Origin of the sequence: Spirillospora sp. CA-294931 (genome assembly GCF_050946795.1) — a bacterium.
Lineage (GTDB): Bacteria > Actinomycetota > Actinomycetes > Streptosporangiales > Streptosporangiaceae > Spirillospora.
On record NZ_CP192006.1, the window covers coordinates 7838357 to 7861276 of the forward strand.

Below are 22920 nucleotides of genomic sequence, written 5' to 3' on the forward strand. Positions count from 1 at the left end.
CTCACGTGCGTGGCTAATCGTAGCGTTCCGCCTGGTAGGCGCGGGGAGCGCGGCGCGCCTGCCAGTCGCGCTCGGCCAGCGCCTTCAGGGTGAGCAGCTGCTTGCGCATCAGGACGGCGTCGGCCCAGGCGAGCGGGCCGGGCAGCCAGCGCGGCAGGCCCGCGTCCCCGGCGACGTTGGAGCGCACGATGATGCGGCTGTGCGTGGCGTTGCGGGGAACGACGCGGTAAGTCACGGCGATCGCGCCGTACTTCGCGGCCAGCTCCGGAGCCGTGACGCCGGTGATGTGGTCGTCCGCCCGGAAGTCGACCAGATCGAAGATCAGGAACCGCTGCCCGATGGCCAGCTCCCCGGACCCGGGCGTGAGGCGCCGCGGCCCCGAGCCGAGGAGCGGATAGGTGTACTCGCCGACCTTCAGCTGGCAGAGCCATCGAAAGGTCATCCAGGACGGCGCCTGGACGCTGACGGCCCGGTGGTAACTGCGGTACGGCGGCTCCAGGAACCGGTCGCACGGGTAGGAGACACGGCACTCCCGCACCGTCGCCCCCCACACCTTCGGGCTTCTGATCACGCCGCCTCCCCCAACACGCGCGAGGACGCCTTCCCGGCTCCCGCCAGGAGCGTCCCCACCGGAACCAGGCCCAGGAAGAAGCCGCCGGGCTGCCAGACGAGCCCGACCAGAACGCGTCCCGCCCACTTGATCATCGAACTCACATCCTCGGAAGCGAGGGCCGCCGTCTGCGGGCCTGCTCCGAGTCTCGCGCCGTGATCGGGTCGATTCCTCCCCAGCGCGACGGGTTCGGCGTATACGCGCGCGCCTTGCCGCCCCTACTCCAGATGGAGTAGGGCGTCAGGGCATCCAGCAGCTGTAGGAGATCTGGGCACTGCCCCCGGGAGAGAACCGGACCGACCCCCTGCCCCCGCCCGAGGCGTAGCAGCGGACGGTCGAGCTGATGGTCACGGTGACCGACGTGGACTGGCCCTCGGCCAGCGTCCCCCCGCCGGACGCCGAGACCCGCGCGTTCCCGGGGTTGGTCGAGGCCACACCCCAGCGCACCGGCCCGCCGCGCGCGGTGAGCGTCACCCGGCAGGAACTCACCGTCCGCGCGACGCCGACGCCCCGGCATCCCCCGTCATTGATCGCCAGCGTCCCGCTCTTCCCGCTCGCGTTCGCGTTCCCGGACGGGGCGGGCTTCGAGTGCGACGGCTTCTGGGCGGGCTTGCCCATCGGCACGACGTCCGGCTTCTCGGTCTCCTTGGCGGGCCGGGACTCGGGACCGGGCGAGCCGCCCCCGGCCCGCGGCGCCTGCCCGTCCGGCGCGGGCGCCCCCGTGGCGGCCGGGGACGTGCTCACCCCGCGCGGCGCGGCCGACGGCGACAGCCCGTCGTTGACCACCGGAACCAGCACGAACGCGATCACCGGTATCGCCCCGGCCGCCACCGCGCCGACATCGAGCAGAACCGCCCGCCGCGACTTCCAGCGCTTCCCCTTGACCACGACCGGGGAGGCGCCCGGAGCGGCCGAGGCCGCCGCCTTCTCCTCGTCCGGCACACTCTCCGGGCCCACCTCCCCCGCCATCCCCACCCCGGCAGCGGCCGCAAGCGCGACATCGACCGCCGACACGGCCCCGCCCCCCGACACCGAAGCAAAGCCACCCGCCCCGCCCTCAGCCATCGCAACAGACGCAGCGACCGCAGCCGCGACGGGCACAGCGGGCGCGGCCGCGACGGACGCGGCGGGCACGGCGGGCACGGGGGACGCGGGCCCGGCGGGCGCGGGCGCGGACGCGGACGCGGACGCGGACGCGACGGGCGTAGCGGGCGCGGGGGCGTCGGAGGCGGCGGGCGCGGGCTCGGCGGACGCGGGCGCAGCGGACGCGGGCGCAGCGGACGCGGGCGCAGCGGAGGCGGGCTCGGCGGAGGCGGGCTCGGCGGCGGACGCGGACGCGACGGGCATAGCGGGCGCGGGGGCGTCGGAGGCGACGGGCGCGGGCGTGGGCTTGGCGGGCGGGAGGGACTCGGGTTCGGTGGAGGCGGGCTCGGGCGCTAGGGACTCGGGCTTGGCGGGGGTGGGTGGGGCGGGTTGTAGGGGTGCGGACACGGCGGCGGCGAGGGCGGTGTCGGCTGGGGAGGGCGCGGGGGTGACGGTGGGGTCTTCGGTGCCGAAGAAGGTCGCGTCCAGGACGCTTCCGAGGAGGGGGTTCGGGGCGGTGACCTTTTCGGTTTCGGGCTCGGGGACGGGGGGCTCGGCGGCGGGGGCGGGCTGGGGGTTTTCCAGCAGGTCGGTGACGCGTTCGGGGGACACGTCCAGGGCGACGGCCAGGTCGGCCGTGCTCAGGCCGTGGCGTTCCGCGAGCTCGGACGCCTCCTTGTGCAGGTCGCCCCGGGCGGCCAGGCGGTAGGCGTAGACCAGGCGGCCGCCCTCCATCCGGACGACGCGGGCGGACGCGGCGTCCTCGGACGGCCCGGTGAGCACGCGCACGCATTCGCCGCGCACGAGCCCGTACAGCCAGCCCCGGAACCGGTCGAGGTCGGGGACGGACCCGGGCTCGTGCCGGGTGCGCAGCAGGGCCGCGCGGACGGCGTCCACGGCCACCTGCCGGTCGCCGACCAGAACATGGGCGTAGTCGAACAGACGGGGGCCGTAATAGTTGTAGATGTACCCGGCCGCCCCGGCGCGTTCGCGGCGCAGGGCGTCGACGAGCCGTGCGTCCTCAGCCTGAGAGATCTCTGTGTAGGTGGACACCCCGTACCTCCCCGGACCGACGCGCTGCTGGCATTGTCGGCCGGACGCCGTCGCGGCGGAATGCTCCCTTCCGCACATTCGCCGCAGAGTTTTCGTCGCCAAGTGCATAGATCTCGGCCCGGGCGACGGCGGGGTGGGCCGGGAGACGATTAATGGACGGACCGTTATTAGGGCCCGCGTTTGGGTTGGGGCTGGGGAGGCACCTGCGGAGGGCAACCGAAGTATGAGAGGAATGAGCGGCCATGGCCTTGAACATCGGGCGCAAGCACCGGAGCGGTTCGAGCAAATGGCGCCTCCGGCCACAGCGGAGCGGTCCGGGCGACACGACCGTGGAGCGGAAGCCACGGCGGTGGGCGCGCGGGAAGACCAGCGCGGCCAGCATGATGATCATGGCGGCGGGCTGGACGGCCGTCGCGATCCTCGGCTTGGGGATGCTGCTGACCTGGGGCGAGGCCAATCCCGGCAACGTCCTGGTGGACGGGATCCTTGACGTCGGCCGCTGGCTGGCGACGCCGTTCCACGACATCTTCACCCGGACCGACCCCCAGGAGCAGCTCTACATCAACTGGGCGATCGCGGCGGGCGCCTACTACCTGCTGGCGAAGCTGATCTCGTTCCTGGTGCGGTAGTCACCAGCCGGGCCTGGCTCCCACACCGCCGTCGACCACCAGGTCGTGACCGGTGATCCAGGACGCCATGGCCGACGCCAGGAAGACGCACGCGTCGCCCACGTCCTCCGGGCGGCCCAACCGGGTGAGCGGGGCGGCCCCGGTCCAGCGGCGGACGCCGTCGGGCCAGGCCGCCTCCAGCCCTTCCCGGTCGATCAGACCCGGGGAGACGCTGTTGACCCGGATACCCAGCGGGCCGTATTCGAGGGCCGCTGAGCGGGCGAACATGATGAGGGCGGCCTTGGACGCGCAGTAGTGCGCGTGCCCCGAGGCGGGACGCGACCCCTCGATGGACGCGATGTGCGTGACGCTGCCACCCCGATCGGCCATGACGGCGGCGGCGGCCTGCGTGCAGGTGAAGGCGGCGTGCAGGTTGGCGTCGACGACCTCGCGCCACTCGCCCGCCGTCATGCCCTCCAGCGGCCGGACGGGCTGGACGCCCGCGCAGTTCACCACGGCGTCGAGCCCGTCGCGCCAGGCCGCGGCCTCCTCGACCAGACGGTGCTCGCCGGTGAGGTCGGCTCCGATCGCGACCGCGTGCCCTCCCCCGGCGTTGATCTCCGCGACGAGGGCCGAGGCGGCCTCCTCGGCGCGGTGGTAGTGGACGATCACGGCGGCCCCGGCGCGGGCGAACTGGCGGGCCACCCCGGCGCCGATGCCGCCGCTCGCCCCGGTGATCAGGGCGGTGCGGCCGTCGAGCAGCTCAGGCATGGTCCATCCTCGTCGGCGCGTCGGGCCGGGTGAGGGCGCCGATGCGCTCGGCCTGGCCGGGGTAGCGGGCCAGCAGCGCCGCGCGGTCGGCGCCTTCGTAGTCGGACGGGAGGAATCCCGGCGCCATCGTGGTGCCGCACAGGGACCAGCCGCCCCCGGGGACGACCCGGGCGCCCATCCAGGTTCCGGCGGGTACCACGTGCTGGACGGTCTCCCCGCCCAGGAGCACGACCCGGTCGGCCCCGTCCGGGTCGAGCAGCAGCAGTTCCAGCGGGTCTCCCCGGTAGAAGTGCCAGACCTCGTCGGTCGGGAGGCGGTGCAGGGCCGAGAAGTCGCCCTCGGCCAGCAGGAACATGATCGCCGTGCCGGACGGGCGGCCCTCGGCGTCCGGCGGCCCCGCCCACGTCTGGCGGAACAGCCCGCCCTCGACGGGCAGGGGCTCCAGGCCGTAGCGCGCGACGATCTCGGCCACTGTGTCCATGCGGCCAACCCTAGTAGGGGATTTGACCTCCAGCGCGGTTGAGGTCGCAGGCTTGATCGCATGATTCTTGTGACAGGTGCGACCGGGAACGCCGGGCGGCGGGTGGCGGCCCGGCTCGCGGAGGCGGGCCACGCGGTGCGGGCGCTCGTGCGTGATCCCGGGACGGCCGCGCTGCCCGAGGGGGCCGAGCTCGCGGCCGGGAACCTGCTGGACCCGGGCTCGCTCGACAAGGCGGCCAAGGGCGCCGACGCGGTCTTCCTGGTCTGGCCGATCCTGGGCAGCGGGGGCCTGGCCGAGCTGCTGGACGTGCTCGCCCGGCATGCCGGGCGCGTGGTGTACCTCTCCTCGTCCGGCGTGGACGACGCGGCGGAGAGGCAGGGCGATCCGATCAGCGGCTTCCACGCGGGCAACGAGCGGGTGATCCAGGAGTCCGGGCTGGAGTGGACGTTCCTGCGGGCCGACGCGTTCGCGTCCAACGCCCTGGGGTGGGCCGGGCAGATCCGGTCGTCGGACGTCGTGCGGGGCCCGGTCGGCGGCCCGCGCGCGGTGATCCACGAGGACGACATCGCGGCGGTCGCGGCCCGGGTGCTGACCGAGGAGGGGCACGCGGGCGCCCGCCATGTCCTCACCGGTCCCGAGGTGATCGACCGTGCCGCCCAGGTGGCGGCGATCGGCGCGGCGATCGGCAGACCGCTGCGCTTCGAGGGCGTGTCAGAGTCGGACGCGCGGGCGCACATGCTGGCCGATGGACGGCCCGCCGATCTGGTCGACGCCCTGATCGGCGCGCTGCGGACCCGTCCCGTCCCGGTCAGCCCGGTGGTGACGGAGCTGACCGGGGCGCCGCCGCGCTCGTTCCGCCAGTGGGCGGCCGAGCACACCGGCGCGTTCCGCTAGGCGGGGGCCAGCCGTCCCTCGTCCAGGACGTAGACGTCGTCGGCGCGGCGGGCCAGCGCGTGGTCGTGGGTGACCAGGATCAGCGCGCGGTCCTCCTCGCGGGCCCGGGTGAACAGCAGGTCCATGACCTGGCCCGCGGTCTGGGGGTCCAGCGCGCCGGTCGGCTCGTCGGCCAGGATGAGCCGGGGGTCGCGGATCAGCGCGCGGGCGATCGCCACGCGCTGCTGCTCGCCGCCGGACAGGCTGGCCTGGGTGGCGTGCAGGCGCTCGCCGAGCCCGACGCGCTCCAGGGCCGCGTCGGCCAGCTCGTGGCGGCGGCGCAGCGCGCGGCCGCCCGCGTACAGGAGCGGCGCCGCCACCTGCTGGCGGGCGGTGCGCCGCTGGAGCAGGTTGAGCTGCTGGAAGACGAACCCGATCGTCTCGCCGCGCAGCCTGGCCCGGTCCTGCTCGCGCATCGTGGTGGTCTCGCGCCCGTACATCCGGACGGTGCCGTCGTCGGGTCGCTCCAGCAGCCCGAGGACGTTGAGCAGCGTCGACTTGCCGGCGCCCGACAGCCCGACGATCGCGGCGGTGGCGCCGGGCCGGACGGTCAGCGAGACCTCGGAGAGCACGGTCAGCGGCTCGGCCCGCCCGCGCAGCTTGAAGCGCTTGGTGATCCCGGCGATCTCCAGGACGTCGGTGCCCATCAGCCGCCCTGCTCCGGCTCGGCCTTCGGTTCCGGGACGTCGAACTCGGCGTCCAGGGGCGCCCGGTCGAGGATCTTCTCGCCCTTCTCCAGGCCGTCCAGCACCTCGACCTGCTTGCCGTCGTTGATGCCGAGCTTCACCGGCCTGCTCTTGCGCTCGCCGCCCGCCCCGACCACGGTGACGCGGCCCTTGCCGGCCTCGCCGAGCACCGCCGACAGCGGGACGACGACCGCGTCGCGCACCGAGTCCGTGGTGATGGACAGCTTGCCCCTGATCCCGGCGAAGACCCGCTGGCGCGCGGGGATGCGGCAGGTGACCTCGACGTTGTCGCCTCCTGCTCCGCCGCCGCCTTCCGGCCCGGAGTCCTGCTGCTGCCTGCCCGAGGCGCCCGCGCCGTACTTCAGGAGGCGGCACGAGAACGGCGCCGGGCCGTGGTCGATGGCCATCGTGATCGACTCGGGCCGGTTGTAGAGCTTGTAGACCTCCTTGCCGTCGATGGTCGCGACGGCCTGGAAGCGGCCCGGGTCGAGCTGGGCGACCGCGTCGGCGGGGGAGAGCTCCTGCCCGGTCACCGCGGTCAGCCCGGAGATCCGTCCGGCGACGGGTGCGGTGACCGCGACGTTCACCGGCTTGGCCTTCTTGCCGGTGCCGGGCGCCTTGATGGTCAGCAGCGGCTCGCCCTTGCCGACGCGCTGGCCGTTGGACCGGTGGACGGCCGCGACCGTCCCCGGCTTGGCGGGCCGGACGGGCACCGGCGGGTCGGCGCGCACGGTGGCGTCCACGACGAGCCGGCTGACCAGCGAGGCCGTGCCGACCTCGATGGTCTTGGGCGACAGGTCGGTGGCGGGCAGGTCGGCCGCCGGGGCGGGCGGGGTGGCGGCGCCGTTGCCGGCCAGCCAGCCCGTGCCGCCGACGACCCCGAGCACAGTGACGACGATCCCGGCCTTGGCCAGGCGGTTTCCCCAACGGGGCATGATGGTGGTCCCTCCTTTTCCGCTAACTGCGGATCGCCTGGATCACCGAGCGCCTCATCGCGCGCAGCGCCGGGATCAGGCCGGTGAACAGGCCGACGCAGACCGCGACGCCCATGCCGAGCAGCGCCGCCCGCCAGGGAAAGGTCAGGGTCAGGTCGCTGGAGGCGAACGGCCCCCGGTCGGAAACGAAGCCGAAGAGGGGTCCGCTGATCGCGTACACGCCGCCGACCCCGATGGCCCCGCCCGCGCACGAGACGATCAGGGCCTCCAGCAGGACGGTGAGGAACAGGTCCGGGCCCGTGGCGCCGAAGCAGCGCTGCACGCCGAGCTCGCTGCGCCGCTGCCGGACGGCCATGAGCCCGAGCACCAGCACCGGGAGCGAACCGAGGATCAGCAGGAAGACCGCCACGGCCACCAGGACTTTGCCGAAGGTGCCGCCGATGACCGAGGTGTCGCCCTCGTTGCGCATCACCTGGGCCCCGGGCCCCAGGCCCCAGGCCGTGGTGGCGTCCGCCCTGATCCGTTCGCGGGCGCGGTCCGCGTCGGCCTTGGGCACCCGCATGACGTAGCTGGTGGTCTCCGCACCGACCCGCCAGCGCGCCATCGCCTTGTAGGGCATGTAGATCTCGTTCGCCGCCCAGGGCGTGGAGCCGCCGATGACGCCGACGACGCGGGCGCGGACCCAGGCCCTCGGGGTGCCGATCTCCAGGACGGCGCGGAACGGGTCGGGGCCGAGGCGGTCGGCGAACTTGCGGCCCACCACCAGCTGCGGTTCCAACCGATGATCGTCGGACGGCACCAGCCACCGCCCGGACGCCATGGGGATCCGGCGGATGCGGCCGAGGTCGGAGTCGACGCCGTAGACGCTCGCGGGCCCGGCGTCGGTGTCGGGCTTGATCGGACGCGTCCCGCCCGGGAGCACTTGGCGGAACGTGACCGAGTCGGCCTGCCGGAAGGGGCTGCCGACGATGCGGTACCGGCGCAGGTCGGCCTCGATCTTCGCGATCGCCTGGTCGGACAGCGTGGACGGGCCGTTGTCGCTGGGCACGTCGAGGGTGAGCGTGACCGGCCGTCCCGTCTCCTGCTCGAAGGTCTGGACGAGCGCCTGCTGTGCGAGCCCGCCGAGCGCGATCGCCAGCGTGACGACCGCGACGAGCGCCGAGACGCACAGCAGCGAGAGGGTGACGCGGACCTTGCTGGTACGGATTTCCGCGAAGGCGGAGAGGACCATTCCCCACACGGGCATGGTCCGAGAGGGTTCCATCAACGGGGCCCCGGCGCGTGCTCCCACAGAGTGATCATTCGGAGCGCGATCTCATCTTTTGGTCTGATGCTCAGGCGCCGGTGATGGTCTTCAACCGGTCCACCGCCTCGATGTACTCCTCGATCAGGTCGTAGACGACCCGCGCGACGGGTCTGGTCCGGTCCATGGACCCGACGATCTGGCCCACGGGGAAGGTGACGAGCTCGCCGTCACCGGAGCGGTGGACGCGGCGCAGCGCGTCGGAGATCAGCATGAACTGCAGGGGCATCGGGAGCGTGCCGGGCGCGTTCTCGCTCTCCCAGGCGTCGGTCCAGGCGGTGCGCAGCAGGCGGGCGGGCTTGCCCGTCCAGGAGCGGGAGCGGACGGTGTCGCGGGACGTGGCCGCCAGCAGCTTGGCCCGGGTCCGCTCGGGGGTGTCGGCCTCGTCCACGGTGAGCCAGATCGAGCCCGTCCAGACGCCGTCGGCGCCGAGCGCCATCCCGGCCGCCATCTGGCGTCCCCGGCCGATGCCCCCGGCTGCCAGGACGAGCGTGTCGCGGCCGACCGCGTCGACCACCTCGGGGATCAGGACCATGGTGGCGACGTCGCCGGTGTGGCCGCCGGCCTCGGTGCCCTGGGCGACGATGATGTCGACGCCGACCTCGACCTGCTTGCGGGCGTGGCGGGCGTTGGAGGCCAGGCCCGCGACCTTGACGCCGCGCTCGTGGGCCTGGGCGACGACGTCGGCGGGCGGCGGCCCGAGCGCGTTGGCCAGCAGCGCGATGGGATGGCGCAGCGCCACCTCCACCTGGGGGCGCGCGGTGGCGTCCGTCCAGCCCAGCAGGGCCTTTCCGGCGCCCTCGCCGGAGGGTTCGACACCGTGCTCGGCCAGCAGGTCCTCGACGAAGGCGCGGTGCCCGTCGGGGATCATGCCCCGGAGCCGGTCGAGCAGCTCGCCCGCGTCACCCAGCCCGGCACCCTCGTAGGCGGCGGGCATGACCACGTCGACGCCGTAGGGACGGCCGCCGACATTGCGGTCGATCCAGTCGAGCTCGACCTCCAGCTCTTCGGGGGTGAAGTACAGGGCGCCCAGGACGCCCATGCCGCCGGCGCGGCTCACGGCGGCGACCACGTCGCGGCAGTGACTGAACGCGAAGATCGGGTACTCGATGCCGAATAGCTCGGTGACTCGTGTCCGCACGCCTCGACAGTAGGCGCCGTCCCACAAAACTGCAACGGGTTCTACTTTGCGGTCGATACCGTGGTGAAGGCAGCGAGAACCTGTATCACTGATGGTTGACGTGCGGGCGGGCCGATGGGTCGCCGAACTTGCCGTCCGCGCGGCGGGGCGCCTCGGGCGGCGCCGGCCGGTGGTTGCGCGCGGACACCAGGGCGATCGCGCCGGTGAGCAGCAGGATCACCCCGAGCAGGAGCGACCCGACCGGGATGAGCGCGCGCACCGCGCTGATCTGGAACGCCTTCCCCTTGGTCATGTCGACCAGGGACTTCTGGTCGGCGTCGATCGTCACCAGCCGGGCCGAGGCGACCGTCATGCGGCCGCGTCCGTCGGGGGTCTGCACGGTGCTGTGGATGTTCTGCTGGTGCTTGACCGGGATGCCGGTGCGCGGGTCGACCCAGACGCTGATCGTCGCCTCGGAGTAGCGGTCGACCTTCTGCGGCTTGCTCTTGGCCCCGAGACCGAGCATCGACCCGGGCAGTCTGGTGTCGACCGAGGCGGTCTTGGTCTTGGGGATCTGCTGGACGAACCGGTAGACCGGCAGGCCCCGGACCTCGTCCTCGGCGATGAACCGCATGGGCTGGGCCTGCCGGGTGGTCATGTCGAAGAACGGGTAGTCGCGCTTCTCGACGTTCGCCAGCGGCCACAGCAGCCCGTAGCCGGTCATCCGCACGCTGTTGTCGCCGTCGACATTGGACCCGCAGCAGTTGACCAGCTCGGAGGAGCGCCGGTCGAAGGCCATCCGGTAGCCCTGGACCTGGATGGGCTTGTCGGGGTTGTCGAGGTCGACGATGTTGGTCGTGGAGTCCCACACCGCGATGTCGTCGTCGCCGTTGTTGGCGCGGACGTCGCCCCGCACGGTGTTGGTGGCCCGCAGCGTCGCGCCCGAGCGGGTCTTCAGCGTCGCGGTGTCGAAGTAGGTGGCGCCCCTGGCCTCGAGGCGGGTGAGGTTGTAGCGGTTGAGCGGGGCCAGCACGACCTGGTCGGCGACGTAGAACTTCACCAGTGGCGCGAGGCTGAGGAAGAAGGCGCCCGAGGCGATCGAGATCAGCCCGAGTTGTCGCCGCATGAACTCCCTCCCAGCGGTGCCGCCGGCACCGGTCTCGCGGGCCGTACCCAGCGTGTTCGGTTACCCTACAGGACCCCCAGAAGGCTTCCCGGAAGCCTCCCGCGCCCCGGCTACTCGCGGGTAAGCTCCGGCTACGATCCGACCCCGCGAGGTGGCCATGGAGACGGCGCGCAGGCACGACGCCACGCTGGAGCGTTCCCTCCGGCTGTTCGGCTCGTTCCGCAAGGAGCAGGCCGACCCCGAGGGCTACTACGCGCTGATGGCCCGCGACACCGCCGACCAGCTGCGCTCGTACACCGACCTGGACGGGGCCACGGTCATCGACGTCGGCACCGGGTCGGGCTTCGTCAGCCGGGCCCTCGAGTCGTTCGGCGCCCGCTGCACGGGCGTCGACCACGACCTCGGCGAGCTGACCGCGCACGGCAAGCCCGGCGACAACGCGCTGGTGGCCAGCGCCCTGGCGCTCCCCTTCCGGACGGGCGCGGCCGACGTGTGCTTCTCGTCCAACGTCCTGGAGCACGTGCCCGACCCGTGGCGGATGGCCGACGAGATGGTCCGCGTGACCCGGCCGGGCGGCACGGTGTTCCTGTCGTTCACCAACTGGCTGTCGCCGTGGGGCGGCCACGAGACCTCGCCCTGGCACTACCTGGGCGGCGACCGCGCCGCGCGCCGCTACGAGCGCCGCACGGGACGTCCGCCCAAGAACCGCTTCGGCGAGAGCCTGCACCCCGTCTCGGTGTCGTCGGCGCTGGCCTGGGCGCGCTCGCGCACGGCCGAGGTGCGCGTCGTGGACGCCGTCCCGCGCTACCACCCGCGCTGGGCCCGGGGCGTGGTCCGGGTCCCCGGCATCCGCGAGATCGCGACCTGGAACCTGCTGCTGGTCCTGCGCAAGCGGGACGGGAACGGCTGACATGGCCGGGGACGACCTCCGGCCGCCGCCGATCTCCGGTCACCAGAACACGCTCGACGGCGTGCGCGCGGTGGCGGCACTGGCGGTGCTCGTCTACCACGTGGCCGCCAACTCCGGCGATCTGACCGCGGGGGGCTGGGGCTGGCTCTACAACGGCGGACAGGTCGGCGTCCCGATCTTCTTCACGCTGTCCGGGCTGCTGCTCTACCGGCCCTGGGCGGCCTCGGTGCTCGACGGGCGGCCCGCGCCCAAGATCGGCGGTTATCTGCGCAAGCGCGCGCTGCGCATCCTTCCGGTGTTCTGGGTCGTCGTCATCTGCTTCATGGTCACGGCGGGACGCGGCCACATCGGCGACGCCGGAACCTGGGTCTCGCTGCTGACGCTCACCCACACCTACCTGCCCGACCCCTGGTGGCAGAGCAGCCTGGGCCCCGCGCACCTCGGCCAGATCTGGAGCCTGACGGTCGAGTTCGCCTGGTACCTGGCGCTCCCCCTCACCGCCGCCGTCCTCGCCTGGTACGCCCGCCGCACCGACCCGGTGGACGTGGCGGACCGGGCCCGCCGCCTGCTGACCGGCATCGGCGCCTACGCCGCGCTCTCCTTCGCCTACACGCTCGCGATCTACGTCCCGGAACACCACCCGCTGCTCGGCCTGTGGCTGCCGCACTACTTCGCCTGGTTCGCGCTCGGCATGGCCCTGGCGGTGCTGACGGTCTGGGCCCGCCTGGAGCCGCGCGGCCCGGTCGCGGTCGTGTGCGCGACGGTCGCGGGCTCGTGGGGCTCCTGCTGGGCCGGGGCCGCGCTGCTCTACGTCATCGCCTCGACCCCGGCCACCGGCCCGCTGTCGCTGGCGGCCCCGGACGTGTTCTGGACCTCCGCGCTCGACCTGGTGGTCTCCGGCCTGTGCGCGCTGGCGTTCGTCGGGCCGGTGGCGCTCGCCCCGGACGGCCACCCGGCGCTGGAGCGCGTCCTCGGCAACCCGGTCATGCGCTTTCTCGGACGGATCTCCTACAGCCTGTTCCTGTGGCAGATGCTGATCATCGTTGGCTGGTACGAGTGGGCGGATCGGATGTTCCGGGGGGACGTGGCGACGGACCTCCCCCTCCTGCTCGCGGCGTCCATCGCAGCGGCGACGGCGAGCTATTACCTGGTGGAGCGCCCGTTCCAGAGCCTGGCGCACCGGCGCCGCCGTCCTCGGGAGGAGCCCCGGCCGGAGCCCGCCCGGTCCAGCTGATCTCGATCCCCGCCGGGGCGGTCCAGTTCAGCTCGATCCCGTCGGCGCCGCGCGGCCGGGGCCGCCAGAGCTCCACGGCCAGCCGCCCGAGGACGGCCAGGCCCGCCACCTGCGGGACGAGGCCGCCCAGCGTCCCCGAAGGGAACGCCGGGTTGTCGATCAGGTCGAACCGCAGCGCCACCGCCAGGCAGCCCGTCCCGGCGATCACGGCGCCCGCGAACACCCAGGGCGAGGCCAGGACCCGGGCGGCCCGCGACCCGCGCGTGCGGGCCCAGCAGGTCACCACGCCGACGCCCGCCGTCACGCCGAGGCCGACGGGCCCGGCCGCCCAGAAGCCGAGGGCCCCGGTCAGGGCGAGCGCCGCCCACGCGGGCCAGCCCCTGGCCTTGGGGAACGACCGCGCGGGCTCGCGCACCCCGCGGGCGGGCCACAGCGCCACGATCACCATCAGCAGCAGCACGTTGAGCCCGGCCACGACCGCGACGCGCTGCGACCCGTCGGGCTCGTAGGTCAGCGTGACCGCGCCCTGGTAGCCCGCGGGCACGATCCAGCCCTGCTTCCAGCCGTCCAGCCGGACCGGGCGCAGCGTCGTGGCGCCCGCCACGGCCTTCCAGCCGGCGTTGAAGTTCTCGTTCACCACCAGGAACGAGGTGCGCTCGGCGTCCACCTCGACCTCGCGCGAGCCCGAGGACCAGTCGGCCACGCGGACCGCCCGCGTCCCCTCCCCGCCGGAGAGCCTGTCCCCGCCGCCGAGCACGGCCGACTCGACGCGGTAGGAGTCGAGCGGCGCCGAGGCCAGCCGGTTCGTGCCCGGCTTGACCTGCGCGTCCCTGCACGAGGTGAAGCGGACGGGCCGCCCCGCCAGCAGGTCGCCCATGGTCCCGGTCACCTGGGTGGCGATCCGTGCCGAGCCCAGCCGCAACTGGGGCCCGAAGCCGCACTTGAGGCGCAGCGGGAACTCCTCGACGTCCCGCAGCGGCTTCACGCCCGGCACGGCCACGTCGGTGATCTGCACCGGCTGGATCCGTCCCTCCCGGTGGAAGGTCAGCGTGAGCCGGTCGGTCGTCAGGGGCGCGAACGCGATGCGCCCCTTGGCGTCGGTGACGGCCTCCCGGGTCTCGCCGGAGCGCCCCTCGACGCGCACCCGCATCGGGCCGCCCGCCGCCGGAGGCCGCTCGACCGTCAGCGCGGAGACCCTGGACGCCTTGCCCCACGCAACGGTGTAGGTGGGCGCGTTGTCCTTGGCCCCGGCGATCCATGCCGTCGCGGGGTCGTCGTCGAACGCCGACCTGGCCTGGTTCGCGGGGTGGCCGGTCAGCGTGGTGCTCGCCGCCACCAGCGGGTCGCCCCTCGCCGCGGTGTACTGGGCGGCCAGCCTTGCGTCGGTGAGGACGGCCGTCCCGGTCAGCCCGGCCTTGTGGGCCCGGTCGGCCGTGAACGTCCGGTCGAAGCCCTCGCCCTCCTCGTCGCGGGAGCCGAGGGAGTCGGAGCAGACCCAGCGTTTGGGGCCTTTCATGCATTCGGGAGCGGCACCCGGAACCCGGCTCATCACATAGGTCGCGGGACCCTTCATGCCCTTGGGCGAGGGCAGCGTGTAGGTGCGGCTCGGCGTGACCCCGTCGATGGTGAGCTCGGATAGGCCCGCGCGGGTGAGCGCCGGGATGGGGACCTTCGAGGCGAGGCTGACGATCCGTATCCGCAGCCACCGGGTGGAGCCCGCCGGGGCCTTCAGGTTCTGCGCGGTCGCGTCCGGCCGGACCGCCTGCTCGACCCGTCCCGCCTCGGTCTCGACCGCGACGCGGCCGACGGGCGGCCCCAGCGAGGCGCTCTGGACGAAGGAGGCGGTGATCTTCCGGAGGTCGCGGGGCCGCTCGAAGTCGACCCTGAGCCACTGGCCGTCCGGGCCCTCCCAGCCGCCGGTCTCCCAGGCGCTGTAGGGGTTGCCGTCCAGGGCCGCGTACGGGACCGCCTCGGCCTTGCGGGCCTGCGGGACGCCGTCGGCGCCGCCCGCCGACGTGGAGGCCGTCACGTTCCGGACGCCCCCGCCGTAGGAGACGCGGGTGGCGTACTTCTCCCAGCCGTCGTCCAGCACGTCGAGGGCGCGGTCGCGGTCGGCCGTGCTCAGCGTCTGCGAGGTCTGGTGCAGCTCGCCGAAATTACGGCTCAGCAGCCGGGGCGAGTCGGTCACCACGGGACGTCCGCGCAGGTCGGGGGCGTCGTCGTCGAGCAGGACGGGCCGCCGGGGCAGCGCCTTGCCGTCGGCCATCGCCAGCAGCGACTCCGGCCCCCCGTAAACACGCGCGGGATCGTCGGCATCGGCCAGGCCCGCCACGTCGTCGGCGCCCTCGACCTCGTACACCTCCAGTGCCGGATACCGCTGGTCGACCGCCGAGACGGCGTCGTCGGTGAGGTCGCCGCCGACCTCGGCGCCGAACGCCGCGACGCGGGTCAGGCCGGTGGAGGACTCCAGCGCCTGGTGCAGCCGCGCGGGCCAGCCGCCACGCAGCGTCTCGCGGCGCAGGTCATTCCTGACCAGGACGTACCGGACGCCCATGCGCCCCAGGAACGCCGACAGGCCGGGCGAGCCCTGCCCCGACCGCACCTGCTGGTCGACGGCGTCCAGGGCCCGCGTGTACCCGGGAGAACCGGCCGGGACGAGCTGCCGCACCCCCCAACGGGCCGTGAGGAGGGGCTGGACGATGTCGTCCATCGGACGGCCCCACAGGTACTCGCCGAACGGCGCCCCGGGGAGGGCCAGCACGCCCTGCTGACCGGCCCGCGCGTTGAGCCACGAGGCCGCGTCCCGCCAGTACTTGGGGACCTGGGCGAACTCGCCCTGCCCCGAAAGGCCGTGCGAGACGGCCGTGAAGCCGATGCCGCCGAGCGCGACCACCGCCGCCGCGGGGACGAGGGCGACCCGCCGCCACACGGCCTGCTTGCGGGCGACGAGCAGCAGATGGGCCAGCCCGAGGGCCAGCGGGAGCCGGACGACGGCGTCGAACTTGTGCAGGTTGCGCAGGGGGCCGAGCGGGCCGTCCAGCAAGTCCTGGAGCCGCTCGGCGATCGGGCCCTGAAGCTCCCCCAGATGGCCCATCGACAGGATCGCCAGGCCGGACAGCAGGCTGAGCAGTAGGAACGTCCGCTCGGGCAGGAGGCGGCTCAGCAGTCCCGCGATGCCCAGCGCGGCCACGACCCCGGTGAGCAGCACCGCGAGCGGGTTCACCGACAGCGCGTGCCCGAGCGGCCACCACACCTGGCCGTCCACGATCAGGTAGTTGACCCAGCGCTCGGCGCCGCGCAGCACGTTGAGCAGGCTGGTCGGCCCGGTCGTGGTCGCGGCCTTCTCGGTGTAGGTGAGCCAGGAGAACCCGTAGGTGCCGGTGAGCAGCAGCGGGACCAGCCACCAGGCCGTGGCCGCCGCCACCCCGGCCGACCACCAGGCCGTCAGCCGCACGCGCGGAGCCGAGCGCGGCCGCGTCACCAGATACAGGAACGGAACGATCAGCACGGCGGCCGTGGCGGTGGCGTTGATGCCGCCGCAGCAGGCGATCGCGATGCCCGACCGCGCCGCCGCCCGCGCGCGCCCGCCGCCCTCGACGGCGGTGACCAGCGGCAGGACGATCCAGGGCAGCATGGCGATCGGCATGTACTCCGAGGAGATCTGCCCGAGCGTCGACAGCCCGCTGGGTGCCAGCGCGTAGGCCATCGCCCCGACCAGCCTGCTGTCGGGACCGCCGATCCCCAGCCGGGCCGCCAGCTTGCGGGTGCCGGTGAACGCCAGGCACATCAGCAGCGAGAGCCAGAGCCGCTGGGTGATCCAGGCGGGCATCCCGATCAGATCGCCCAGGGCGTAGAAGGGGCCCATCGGGAACAGGTAGCCGACGGCCTGGTTCTGGAGCTGGCCGAACTGCTCGGGGTCCCACAGGTGCAGGGCGCGGCCCAGGAACCCCAGCGGGTTGACCGCCATGTCGATCTTGGTGTCGGCGAGGATCGCGCCGGGACGGGTGGCGAACGCCAGCGCGGACAGCGCCAGGCAGCACACCACTGCCCTCAGCCGTTCTCGCAGCCGCCCGTCCACCTCGCGCTCGCTCCCTTCGCGGCGTCCACGGCCCGTCCCAGCAGGCGCTCCGGCTCGCTGGCCGGACGGGACTCGCGCACCCGCCCGGCGGCCAGCAGCGCGTCGCGGGCCGGCCCCTCCACGACCCGTGGTCGCTCGTCACCGTACCGGTGCACGACATGCGCCCGGTCATCGCCGGTCGAGGCCGAGCCCGCCGCCACGGCCGCCTCCAGCAGGCCGCGCGTCCTGGCCGTCGTCCGGTCCCAGTCGAACTCGGCCGCCCAGGCCCGGCACGCCCGGCCGATCGCGCGGCGCGCGGCGGGGTCGGCCAGCTCCTTCAGGGCCCGCTCGACGGCGCCGTCCAGGTCGTCGTCGCGGGCCAGCCAGCCGGTGACGCCGTCGCGGACCGCGTCGCGCAGGCCGTCCACGTCGTAGGCCACGGTCGGGACGCCGAGCGCCGCCGCCTCGATCACGCTGAGCCCCCAGCCCTCGCCCTGGGACGTGCTGAGATGCAGGACGGCCCGGGCCACCAGCGCGTTCTTGGTCTCCTCCGGGACGTAGCCGTGCAGCGTGACCTGGCCGTCCAGCCCCCGCTCGGCGATCCGGGCGGCCAGCGCCGCGCGCTCGGGGCCGTCCCCGACGATGTCGAGGCGGAGCCGGGGATGCCGTTCGGCGAGCCGGAGCAGGCGCCCCAGGCGCTTGTGCGGGACGAGCCGCGTCACGCACACCAGCCCGGCGGGGCTCTCCGGGACGGCCACGTCCCCGGGGGGCGTCGTCCCGTTGGGAACCACGTACGCGGGGCCCTTCCAGCCGAGCCGCTCGCGCACCGCCGTCCGGGTCGAGGGCGAGACGACCACGTACGCGTGCCGCCGGTACGTCCAGCGGCTGACCGGCCCCTCCAGGACCCGGCCGAGCCAGGCCAGCCAGGGCGGGAAGTACAGACCGAACTGCCCGTCGTGCACATGGTGGATGACGCAGAACACCGGCACCCGGCGCGGCAGGACCCACGGGGTGAAGAACGGGATGCCGTTCTGGCAGTCGAGCACGGCGTCGAAGGACCGGCGGTGCGCCAGCATCCAGAGCAGGACCAGCGGGTAGACGGTGAACCGGCCGCCGAGCCGCACGAACTCCACGCCCTCGATCCGCTCGCGGCGCCGCTGCCCGGGCGCCCGGCAGGTCACGAACGCCACGCGCATCCCACCGGCCGCCAGCCGCCGCGCCTGCTCCCAGGCGTAGCGCTCGGCACCGCCCGCCGCCGGGTGCCAGGGGTCCCGCCAGTTGACGACCGCCAACCTCACGCTCATCCCGGCCCGGCTCCCGAAGGGCTGGACAGCGGGGCGTCCGCCAGCGACCGCGCCGGGGCGGCGGCGCGTCCGCCCATGGCCCGGATGCGGGCCAGATCCCGGAGGCACGGCCCCGAGTGCCTGGCCATCGAGAACGTGCTCCCCGGCTGGTCGCGCCACACCACGGGGATGTCGGTGACCGGGGCGCCCCGCCGGACGCAGTGCATGAGCAGCTCGACGTCGAAGGCGAAGCCCGTGGTCCGCAGATCGGCGGCCGCCGCCCGGGCCAGCGGCCCGGAGAAGAACTTGAAGCCGCACTGCGTGTCGGGGACGTCGCCCGCCAGGTCTCTGACCACCCGATTGAACGTGATCGCGCCGAGGCGCCGCAGCGGCCGGCCGTAGTCCTGGACGTCCGACAGGGGGTGCCTGCGCGAGCCCACGACCACCGGGTGGCCGTCGCCGAGCAGGTCCAGGACGCGGTCGAGGGCCGCGAGATCGGTGGCCATGTCGGCATCGACGAACCCGGCGTAGGGGGCGCGGGTGCTCAGCAGGCCCGCCCGCACGGCGGCCCCCTTGCCCCGCTCGGCGCAGTGGACCAGCCGGACCGGGACGGGGTCGCGCCAGCCCCGGACGATCTCGGCCGTCCCGTCGGTGCTGGCGTTGTCGACCACGATCACCTCGGCCGGGACCGACAGGTCGTTCAGCTTCTCGCACAGCGCCGCGAGACCGGCCGGAAGCCGTCCGGCCTCGTTGCGGGCCGGGACGACGATCTCCAGCATCGCGGCTCGGCGGCCTTCGGCGCCCATCAGGGCCTCACCGAGCGTCAGCGCTTGCCGTAGTTGTGCAGCGGCTTGATGACGGGGTCGTGCTGCGAGGAACTCGCTAGCTCGACGGCGCCGAAGGAGGCGCCTCCGGCGAGCAGGACGCCGACGACGACGGCGATCAGGATGCGCATCATGGGGTCCTTCGTCGGGTGTGCGGGCTGCCAAGGGTACTGCCTAGTAGCTTGGAAGACCATACAACCACCGCACACACCACAATCCAGGCAATCACCACAGGCCAGACGGGCACTCCGGCCTCGCGAACCGCGCGATTACCGGGCACACGATAGAGCACCAGATCGGGCCCGCTCAGCACCTTCGCGGCCCCCGCCAGGCGGCTCTCCACGGCGGCGCCGGGCTCGTCCACCGCCACGTACCGGACGCCGGCGTCCTGGAGGGCCCGGGTCAGCGGCCCGCCCCCCTTGATCACCGGATCGAGCCGCCGCACCCGCGGATCCTCGGCCGCCACGGTCGTGTCCCCCACCGTCACCGCGTCGTTCACGATCACCCGCCGGTTCAGGTAGCGCGGCAGGGGATCGAGCAACCGGCGTCCGTGGTTCCAGGGGTAGCTCCGATGCGCCGCCCACGGCAGGACGAGCACGTCCCCGGGTTCCCGCTCGACGATCCGCCGCGCCTCGTCCCAGTCCCCGGGGTAATCGACGGCCCGCAACGCCCCGGCCCCGCCCCAGGCCAGCGTCGGCAGCAGCAGCACCGGCGCCACCGCCAGCCCGACCGCCACCGAAGCGAACCGGGCCCGCATGACCCGCTCCGCCGCCATCCCCAGCCCCATCGCGATCACCACCGCGAGCGGCGCCACGAACTGCTGACCGTCCCGCAGAACCGCGAACCCCGACCACCCCTCAATGACCCCTCGCAACAACGACGGCACCACCACCCCCAACGCCGCGACAACAAACCCCACCGCCCCGGCGCCCCCCAGCGCCCACCCCTCGCGCCCACCGGTTCGGGCGAAGGTGATCAGGGCGGTGAGGACGAGGAGGAGCCAGAGGGTGGCGGTGACGGGGTTTCCGTAGCCGTCGGGGACGGTCTCGCTGTTCCAGGTGCCGCCGAGGAGGAGAAGGCTTCCCAGCGAGCCGAAGGGGGTGTCGGCCCTCGCGGCGAATGCCTCGACGGCTGAGCCGTCCCCGGGGACGCCTGAGGGGCGGAGCAGTCCGGGCACGAGCCAGGGCAGGCTGAGGACGGTCAGGGAGAGAAAGGTCCGTCCCAGCGCGGTGCGTCCTTGGAATGCCGCCACGACCAGGGCGGTCAGCCCGGAGACGGCCAAGGCCGCGAAGCCCCCGATGGCCGCGGGGATCAGGGCTCGGACGAGGCGTCGCCCCCCGCCCGGCTCCCCCGATTGCGCGGCCGCCGCCACGACCCACGGGAGGGCCGCGTAGCCGAGGAGCAGCGCCCACTGCCCCAGCAGGAGCCGTTCCGCCACGAACGGGTTCCACGTGTAACAAACGCCCGCCACCAGCCGGGGCAGCAGGCGGGACGACGGCACCAGCGAGGCCGCCGACGTGCACGCCAGCACGAAGATCGCCAGCAGCAGCGCCTTCTGCACCAGTACGGCCGGGAGCACCGTGCTCAGCGCGGTCACCACCGCGTCGCTCGGCACATGGCGGGGCACCACGCCGTCCAGCCCGAACGTCATGGCCGTGAACCCCGGATCGGGGACGAAGACCATGTCGTACGACAGCACGAACCCCGGTGCGAGCCCGGGCCCCAGCGCCACAAGCCCGAGCCCCAGCCCGGTAAGTGCGGCCCACAGGTGCCGCGTTCGCCCCGCCATCAGGTGACCGAGGCTATCCAAAGAGGTCAGCGCGGCAGGCCCAGGATGCGCTCACCGATCACGTTGAGGTTGACCTCGGTCGTCCCGCCGCCGATCGTCATGGCCCGGGACGCGAGCATGTACCGCGTCCACTTGCGGCGAAGCTCCGCGCCATGGCCCCCCGTAAGGGCGCCCTCAGCACCGAGCAGCGTGAACCCGTACTCGGTGACGCGCTGGCCGTGTTCCATCGCCACCAGCTTGCGGACGTTGGCGGTCGCCCCGGGTTCGGTGCCCGAGAGCTGCTTCAGCGTCGCCCGCAGCCCCAGCAGGTTGAACGCGTGCTCGTCGCAGGCCAGGCGCCCCAGCTCGGCCAGGACCAGCGGATCGTCGGCCAGGCCGAGCTCGGCGACCAGCCGCACCAGCTTGGGCAGGTCGCCGCCCAGTTGGAACGCGCTGGTCAGCCCCACCCGCTCGTTGGCGAGGGTGTTGCGGGCCACCCGCCAGCCCTCGCCGACAGGCCCGACGACCAGCTCGTCCGGGACGAACACGGCGTCCAGGAACACCTCGTTGAAGATCGCGTCGCCGGTGCACTCGCGCAGCGGCCGGATCTCGATGCCCGGCGCGGCCATGTCGACCAGGAAGTAGGTGATGCCGTCGTGCTTGGGCCGGTCCGGGTCGCTGCGGGCGACGCAGATCCCCCAGTGCGCCTCGCGGGCCAGCGACGTCCAGACCTTCTGGCCGGTGATCGACCACCCGCCCTCGACGCGCTCGGCCCGGGTCGTCAGGCTCGCCAGGTCCGATCCGGCGCCCGGCTCGCTGAACAGCTGGCACCACATGATCTCGCCCCGCAGCGTCGGCGGCAGGAACCGCTCCCGCTGCTCGGGCGTCCCGTACTGGACGAGCGACGGCACCGCCCAGGCCGCGATACCCAGCGGCACCGTCCGCACCTTGGCCGCCCTGAGCTCCTGCTGGATGACGATCTGCTCCACCGGGCCCGCGTCCCGTCCCCAGGGCCGGGGCAGGTGCGGGACGACCCAGCCGTCCTCGGCCATGCGGGCGCGCTGGTCGAGGAGTTCCAGGCCCGCCAGCTCGGACACCCGCTCCCTGATCTCAGCGCGCAGCCCGCCGTCCTCGCCCACCTCGACGTCCATCGGACGCCGCACGCCCGCGACGGCCAGCCGTCCGGCCGCGCTCTCGAAGGTCCGTCCCCGGCCGATCAGCGCCCGCAGGGTGAGGGCACGCCGGTAGTACCGATGGGCGTCGTGCTCGAAGGTGTAGCCGATGCCCCCGTGCACCTGGATGTTGCCCTCGGCGCACAGCACCGCCGCGTCGGCCGCGAGCGCGCCCGCGACGCTCACCGCGTACTCCCGCTGGGACGGCTCCTCGCCGAGCGCCCGCGCCGCGTCCCACACGGCCGCCCTGGCCCGCTCCACCGCGATCAGCATCCGGGCGCAGCGGTGCTTGACGCCCTGGAAGCGTCCGATGGGCCGGCCGAACTGCTCGCGCGTCCCGGCGTAGCTCACCGCGTCGTCCAGCGTCCGCCCCGCCACCCCGCACGCCTCGGCGCCGAGCAGGACCACGGCCAGGTCCCGGACGGGCCCGCGCACGATCCGCCCGTCGGGCAGGGGCGCGCCGTCGACCGCGACCGCCCCCACCGAACGCGTCAGGTCGAGGGAGTCCAGCTCCCCCACCGTGACATCGGCCGCGTCCAGGACGGCCCAGCGGTCGCCGCCCAGCGGCAGGAGGAAGAGGTCGGCGCCCTCGGCGCCCAGCACGGGCTCGACGGAACCGGAGATCCGGCCGTCGCGGAGGTCGAGCCGTCCCTCCAGGGCGACCGCCGCCGTGCGGCTGCCGTCGGCCAGGCCGGGGAGCAGCGCCAGGGCCTCGTCCGGCCCGAACTCCTGGAGGGCCGCGGACGCCAGGACGGTCGGCGCGTAGGGACCCGGAACCAGCCCGCGCCCCAGCTCCTCCAGGGTCACCGCCTGCTCCAGCAGGCCGAAACCCTGGCCGCCGTGAACCTCGGCGACGTGCAGCCCGAGCAGCTCGGCCCGCATCGGGTCCCGCCGCTCGGCGAAGCCGCGGACCGCGTCCGCGAGCTGCTGATGGTCCCCGGTCAACCCGATCATGGCAGCCAT

Annotated in this window: 19 protein-coding genes and 1 pseudogene; 4 read left to right on the plus strand and 16 right to left on the minus strand. The window is 73.8% G+C overall.

Annotated elements, in window-relative coordinates; translation table 11 throughout:
- Positions 1 to 13: 13 nt before the first annotated feature.
- The 3 genes from ACQPY4_RS35420 to ACQPY4_RS35430 form a co-directional block, all read right to left on the minus strand.
- Positions 14 to 571 carry a hypothetical protein gene (locus ACQPY4_RS35420; protein ID WP_433328597.1) on the minus strand — a complete coding sequence of 186 codons (558 nt, stop codon included), beginning with the start codon at positions 569 to 571 and terminating at the stop codon, positions 14 to 16.
- Positions 568 to 705, minus strand: a complete 138-nt coding sequence (locus ACQPY4_RS35425; protein ID WP_433328599.1) for a hypothetical protein — start codon at positions 703 to 705, stop codon at positions 568 to 570. Before ACQPY4_RS35425 ends, ACQPY4_RS35420 begins: the two co-directional genes overlap by 4 nt.
- Before the next feature lie 145 nt (positions 706 to 850).
- A complete protein-coding gene (locus tag ACQPY4_RS35430) occupies positions 851 to 2746 on the minus strand; it encodes a hypothetical protein (RefSeq protein ID WP_433328601.1) in 1896 nt (631 codons plus the stop codon).
- Positions 2747 to 2988: 242 nt separating this feature from the next.
- On the opposite strand from ACQPY4_RS35430, the gene ACQPY4_RS35435 reads away from it, so the two are divergent.
- Positions 2989 to 3375, plus strand: coding sequence for a hypothetical protein (locus ACQPY4_RS35435; protein ID WP_433328603.1), 387 nt, complete (start codon positions 2989 to 2991; stop codon positions 3373 to 3375).
- Here the strand turns inward: ACQPY4_RS35435 and ACQPY4_RS35440 are convergent, their stop codons facing one another.
- Entirely contained in the window at positions 3376 to 4125 is a 750-nt protein-coding gene (locus tag ACQPY4_RS35440) for an SDR family NAD(P)-dependent oxidoreductase (protein ID WP_433328605.1), read from the minus strand.
- Entirely contained in the window at positions 4118 to 4606 is a 489-nt protein-coding gene (locus tag ACQPY4_RS35445; RefSeq protein WP_433328607.1) for a cupin domain-containing protein, read from the minus strand. Before ACQPY4_RS35445 ends, ACQPY4_RS35440 begins: the two co-directional genes overlap by 8 nt.
- Positions 4607 to 4666: 60 nt before the next feature.
- Between ACQPY4_RS35445 and ACQPY4_RS35450 the strand changes: the two genes are divergently transcribed.
- On the plus strand, positions 4667 to 5500 hold the full coding sequence (locus tag ACQPY4_RS35450) for an NAD(P)H-binding protein (RefSeq protein WP_433328609.1): 834 nt from the start codon (positions 4667 to 4669) through the stop codon (positions 5498 to 5500).
- Here ACQPY4_RS35450 and ACQPY4_RS35455 read toward each other — a convergent pair.
- From ACQPY4_RS35455 to ACQPY4_RS35475, 5 genes are all read right to left on the minus strand, one after another.
- Positions 5497 to 6186 (minus strand): ABC transporter ATP-binding protein, encoded by a 690-nt coding sequence (locus tag ACQPY4_RS35455; RefSeq protein WP_433328611.1) that lies wholly within the window; start codon positions 6184 to 6186, stop codon positions 5497 to 5499. The two genes, ACQPY4_RS35450 and ACQPY4_RS35455, sit on opposite strands and share 4 nt — an antisense overlap.
- A complete protein-coding gene (locus ACQPY4_RS35460) occupies positions 6186 to 7160 on the minus strand; it encodes an efflux RND transporter periplasmic adaptor subunit (RefSeq protein WP_433328613.1) in 975 nt (324 codons plus the stop codon). The genes ACQPY4_RS35455 and ACQPY4_RS35460 overlap by 1 nt, the downstream gene beginning before the upstream one ends.
- 22 nt (positions 7161 to 7182) lie before the next feature.
- A complete protein-coding gene (locus ACQPY4_RS35465; protein WP_433328615.1) occupies positions 7183 to 8406 on the minus strand; it encodes an ABC transporter permease in 1224 nt (407 codons plus the stop codon).
- Positions 8407 to 8494: 88 nt separating this feature from the next.
- On the minus strand, positions 8495 to 9604 hold the full coding sequence (locus ACQPY4_RS35470) for an NAD(P)H-dependent flavin oxidoreductase (RefSeq protein WP_433328617.1): 1110 nt from the start codon (positions 9602 to 9604) through the stop codon (positions 8495 to 8497).
- An 85-nt stretch (positions 9605 to 9689) separates the two neighbouring features.
- A complete protein-coding gene (locus tag ACQPY4_RS35475; protein WP_433328619.1) occupies positions 9690 to 10709 on the minus strand; it encodes a DUF3068 domain-containing protein in 1020 nt (339 codons plus the stop codon).
- Positions 10710 to 10866: 157 nt separating this feature from the next.
- Here ACQPY4_RS35475 and ACQPY4_RS35480 point away from each other — a divergent pair, with 157 nt between their 5' ends.
- Both ACQPY4_RS35480 and ACQPY4_RS35485 read left to right on the plus strand, forming a co-directional pair.
- Complete coding sequence (locus tag ACQPY4_RS35480; RefSeq protein WP_433328621.1) at positions 10867 to 11619, plus strand: methyltransferase domain-containing protein; 753 nt, start codon at positions 10867 to 10869, stop codon at positions 11617 to 11619.
- Position 11620: 1 nt separating this feature from the next.
- Positions 11621 to 12853 (plus strand): acyltransferase family protein, encoded by a 1233-nt coding sequence (locus ACQPY4_RS35485; protein WP_433328623.1) that lies wholly within the window; start codon positions 11621 to 11623, stop codon positions 12851 to 12853.
- 1093 nt (positions 12854 to 13946) lie between these two features.
- Here ACQPY4_RS35485 and ACQPY4_RS35490 read toward each other — a convergent pair.
- The 6 genes and pseudogenes from ACQPY4_RS35490 to ACQPY4_RS35515 all read right to left on the minus strand — a co-directional run.
- Positions 13947 to 16820, minus strand: a pseudogene (locus ACQPY4_RS35490) (alpha-(1->3)-arabinofuranosyltransferase domain-containing protein); the annotation flags it as partial.
- 83 nt (positions 16821 to 16903) lie between these two features.
- A complete protein-coding gene (locus ACQPY4_RS35495) occupies positions 16904 to 18214 on the minus strand; it encodes a glycosyltransferase family 4 protein (RefSeq protein WP_433328625.1) in 1311 nt (436 codons plus the stop codon).
- On the minus strand, positions 18211 to 18999 hold the full coding sequence (locus ACQPY4_RS35500; protein WP_433328627.1) for a glycosyltransferase: 789 nt from the start codon (positions 18997 to 18999) through the stop codon (positions 18211 to 18213). The genes ACQPY4_RS35495 and ACQPY4_RS35500 overlap by 4 nt, the downstream gene beginning before the upstream one ends.
- Positions 19000 to 19016: 17 nt before the next feature.
- Entirely contained in the window at positions 19017 to 19151 is a 135-nt protein-coding gene (locus ACQPY4_RS35505; RefSeq protein WP_433328629.1) for a hypothetical protein, read from the minus strand.
- Positions 19148 to 20806 (minus strand): hypothetical protein, encoded by a 1659-nt coding sequence (locus ACQPY4_RS35510; protein ID WP_433328631.1) that lies wholly within the window; start codon positions 20804 to 20806, stop codon positions 19148 to 19150. The genes ACQPY4_RS35505 and ACQPY4_RS35510 overlap by 4 nt, the downstream gene beginning before the upstream one ends.
- A gap of 26 nt (positions 20807 to 20832) precedes the next feature.
- On the minus strand, positions 20833 to 22920 hold the full coding sequence (locus tag ACQPY4_RS35515; protein WP_433328633.1) for an acyl-CoA dehydrogenase: 2088 nt from the start codon (positions 22918 to 22920) through the stop codon (positions 20833 to 20835).

Bases quoted from the DNA above. Each gene is read 5' to 3' on its own strand.
- ACQPY4_RS35435 (WP_433328603.1), top strand. From the start codon at position 2,989: ATGGCCTTGAACATCGGGCGCAAGCACCGGAGCGGTTCGAGCAAATGG.
- ACQPY4_RS35510 (WP_433328631.1), bottom strand. From the start codon at position 20,806: ATGGCGGGGCGAACGCGGCACCTGTGGGCCGCACTTACCGGGCTGGGG.
- ACQPY4_RS35450 (WP_433328609.1), top strand. From the start codon at position 4,667: ATGATTCTTGTGACAGGTGCGACCGGGAACGCCGGGCGGCGGGTGGCG.
- ACQPY4_RS35425 (WP_433328599.1), bottom strand. From the start codon at position 705: ATGATCAAGTGGGCGGGACGCGTTCTGGTCGGGCTCGTCTGGCAGCCC.
- ACQPY4_RS35515 (WP_433328633.1), bottom strand. From the start codon at position 22,920: ATGGCTGCCATGATCGGGTTGACCGGGGACCATCAGCAGCTCGCGGAC.
- ACQPY4_RS35460 (WP_433328613.1), bottom strand. From the start codon at position 7,160: ATGCCCCGTTGGGGAAACCGCCTGGCCAAGGCCGGGATCGTCGTCACT.
- ACQPY4_RS35480 (WP_433328621.1), top strand. From the start codon at position 10,867: ATGGAGACGGCGCGCAGGCACGACGCCACGCTGGAGCGTTCCCTCCGG.
- ACQPY4_RS35475 (WP_433328619.1), bottom strand. From the start codon at position 10,709: ATGCGGCGACAACTCGGGCTGATCTCGATCGCCTCGGGCGCCTTCTTC.
- ACQPY4_RS35500 (WP_433328627.1), bottom strand. From the start codon at position 18,999: ATGGGCGCCGAAGGCCGCCGAGCCGCGATGCTGGAGATCGTCGTCCCG.
- ACQPY4_RS35485 (WP_433328623.1), top strand. From the start codon at position 11,621: ATGGCCGGGGACGACCTCCGGCCGCCGCCGATCTCCGGTCACCAGAAC.
- ACQPY4_RS35465 (WP_433328615.1), bottom strand. From the start codon at position 8,406: ATGCCCGTGTGGGGAATGGTCCTCTCCGCCTTCGCGGAAATCCGTACC.
- ACQPY4_RS35440 (WP_433328605.1), bottom strand. From the start codon at position 4,125: ATGCCTGAGCTGCTCGACGGCCGCACCGCCCTGATCACCGGGGCGAGC.
- ACQPY4_RS35455 (WP_433328611.1), bottom strand. From the start codon at position 6,186: ATGGGCACCGACGTCCTGGAGATCGCCGGGATCACCAAGCGCTTCAAG.
- ACQPY4_RS35495 (WP_433328625.1), bottom strand. From the start codon at position 18,214: ATGAGCGTGAGGTTGGCGGTCGTCAACTGGCGGGACCCCTGGCACCCG.
- ACQPY4_RS35445 (WP_433328607.1), bottom strand. From the start codon at position 4,606: ATGGACACAGTGGCCGAGATCGTCGCGCGCTACGGCCTGGAGCCCCTG.
- ACQPY4_RS35505 (WP_433328629.1), bottom strand. From the start codon at position 19,151: ATGATGCGCATCCTGATCGCCGTCGTCGTCGGCGTCCTGCTCGCCGGA.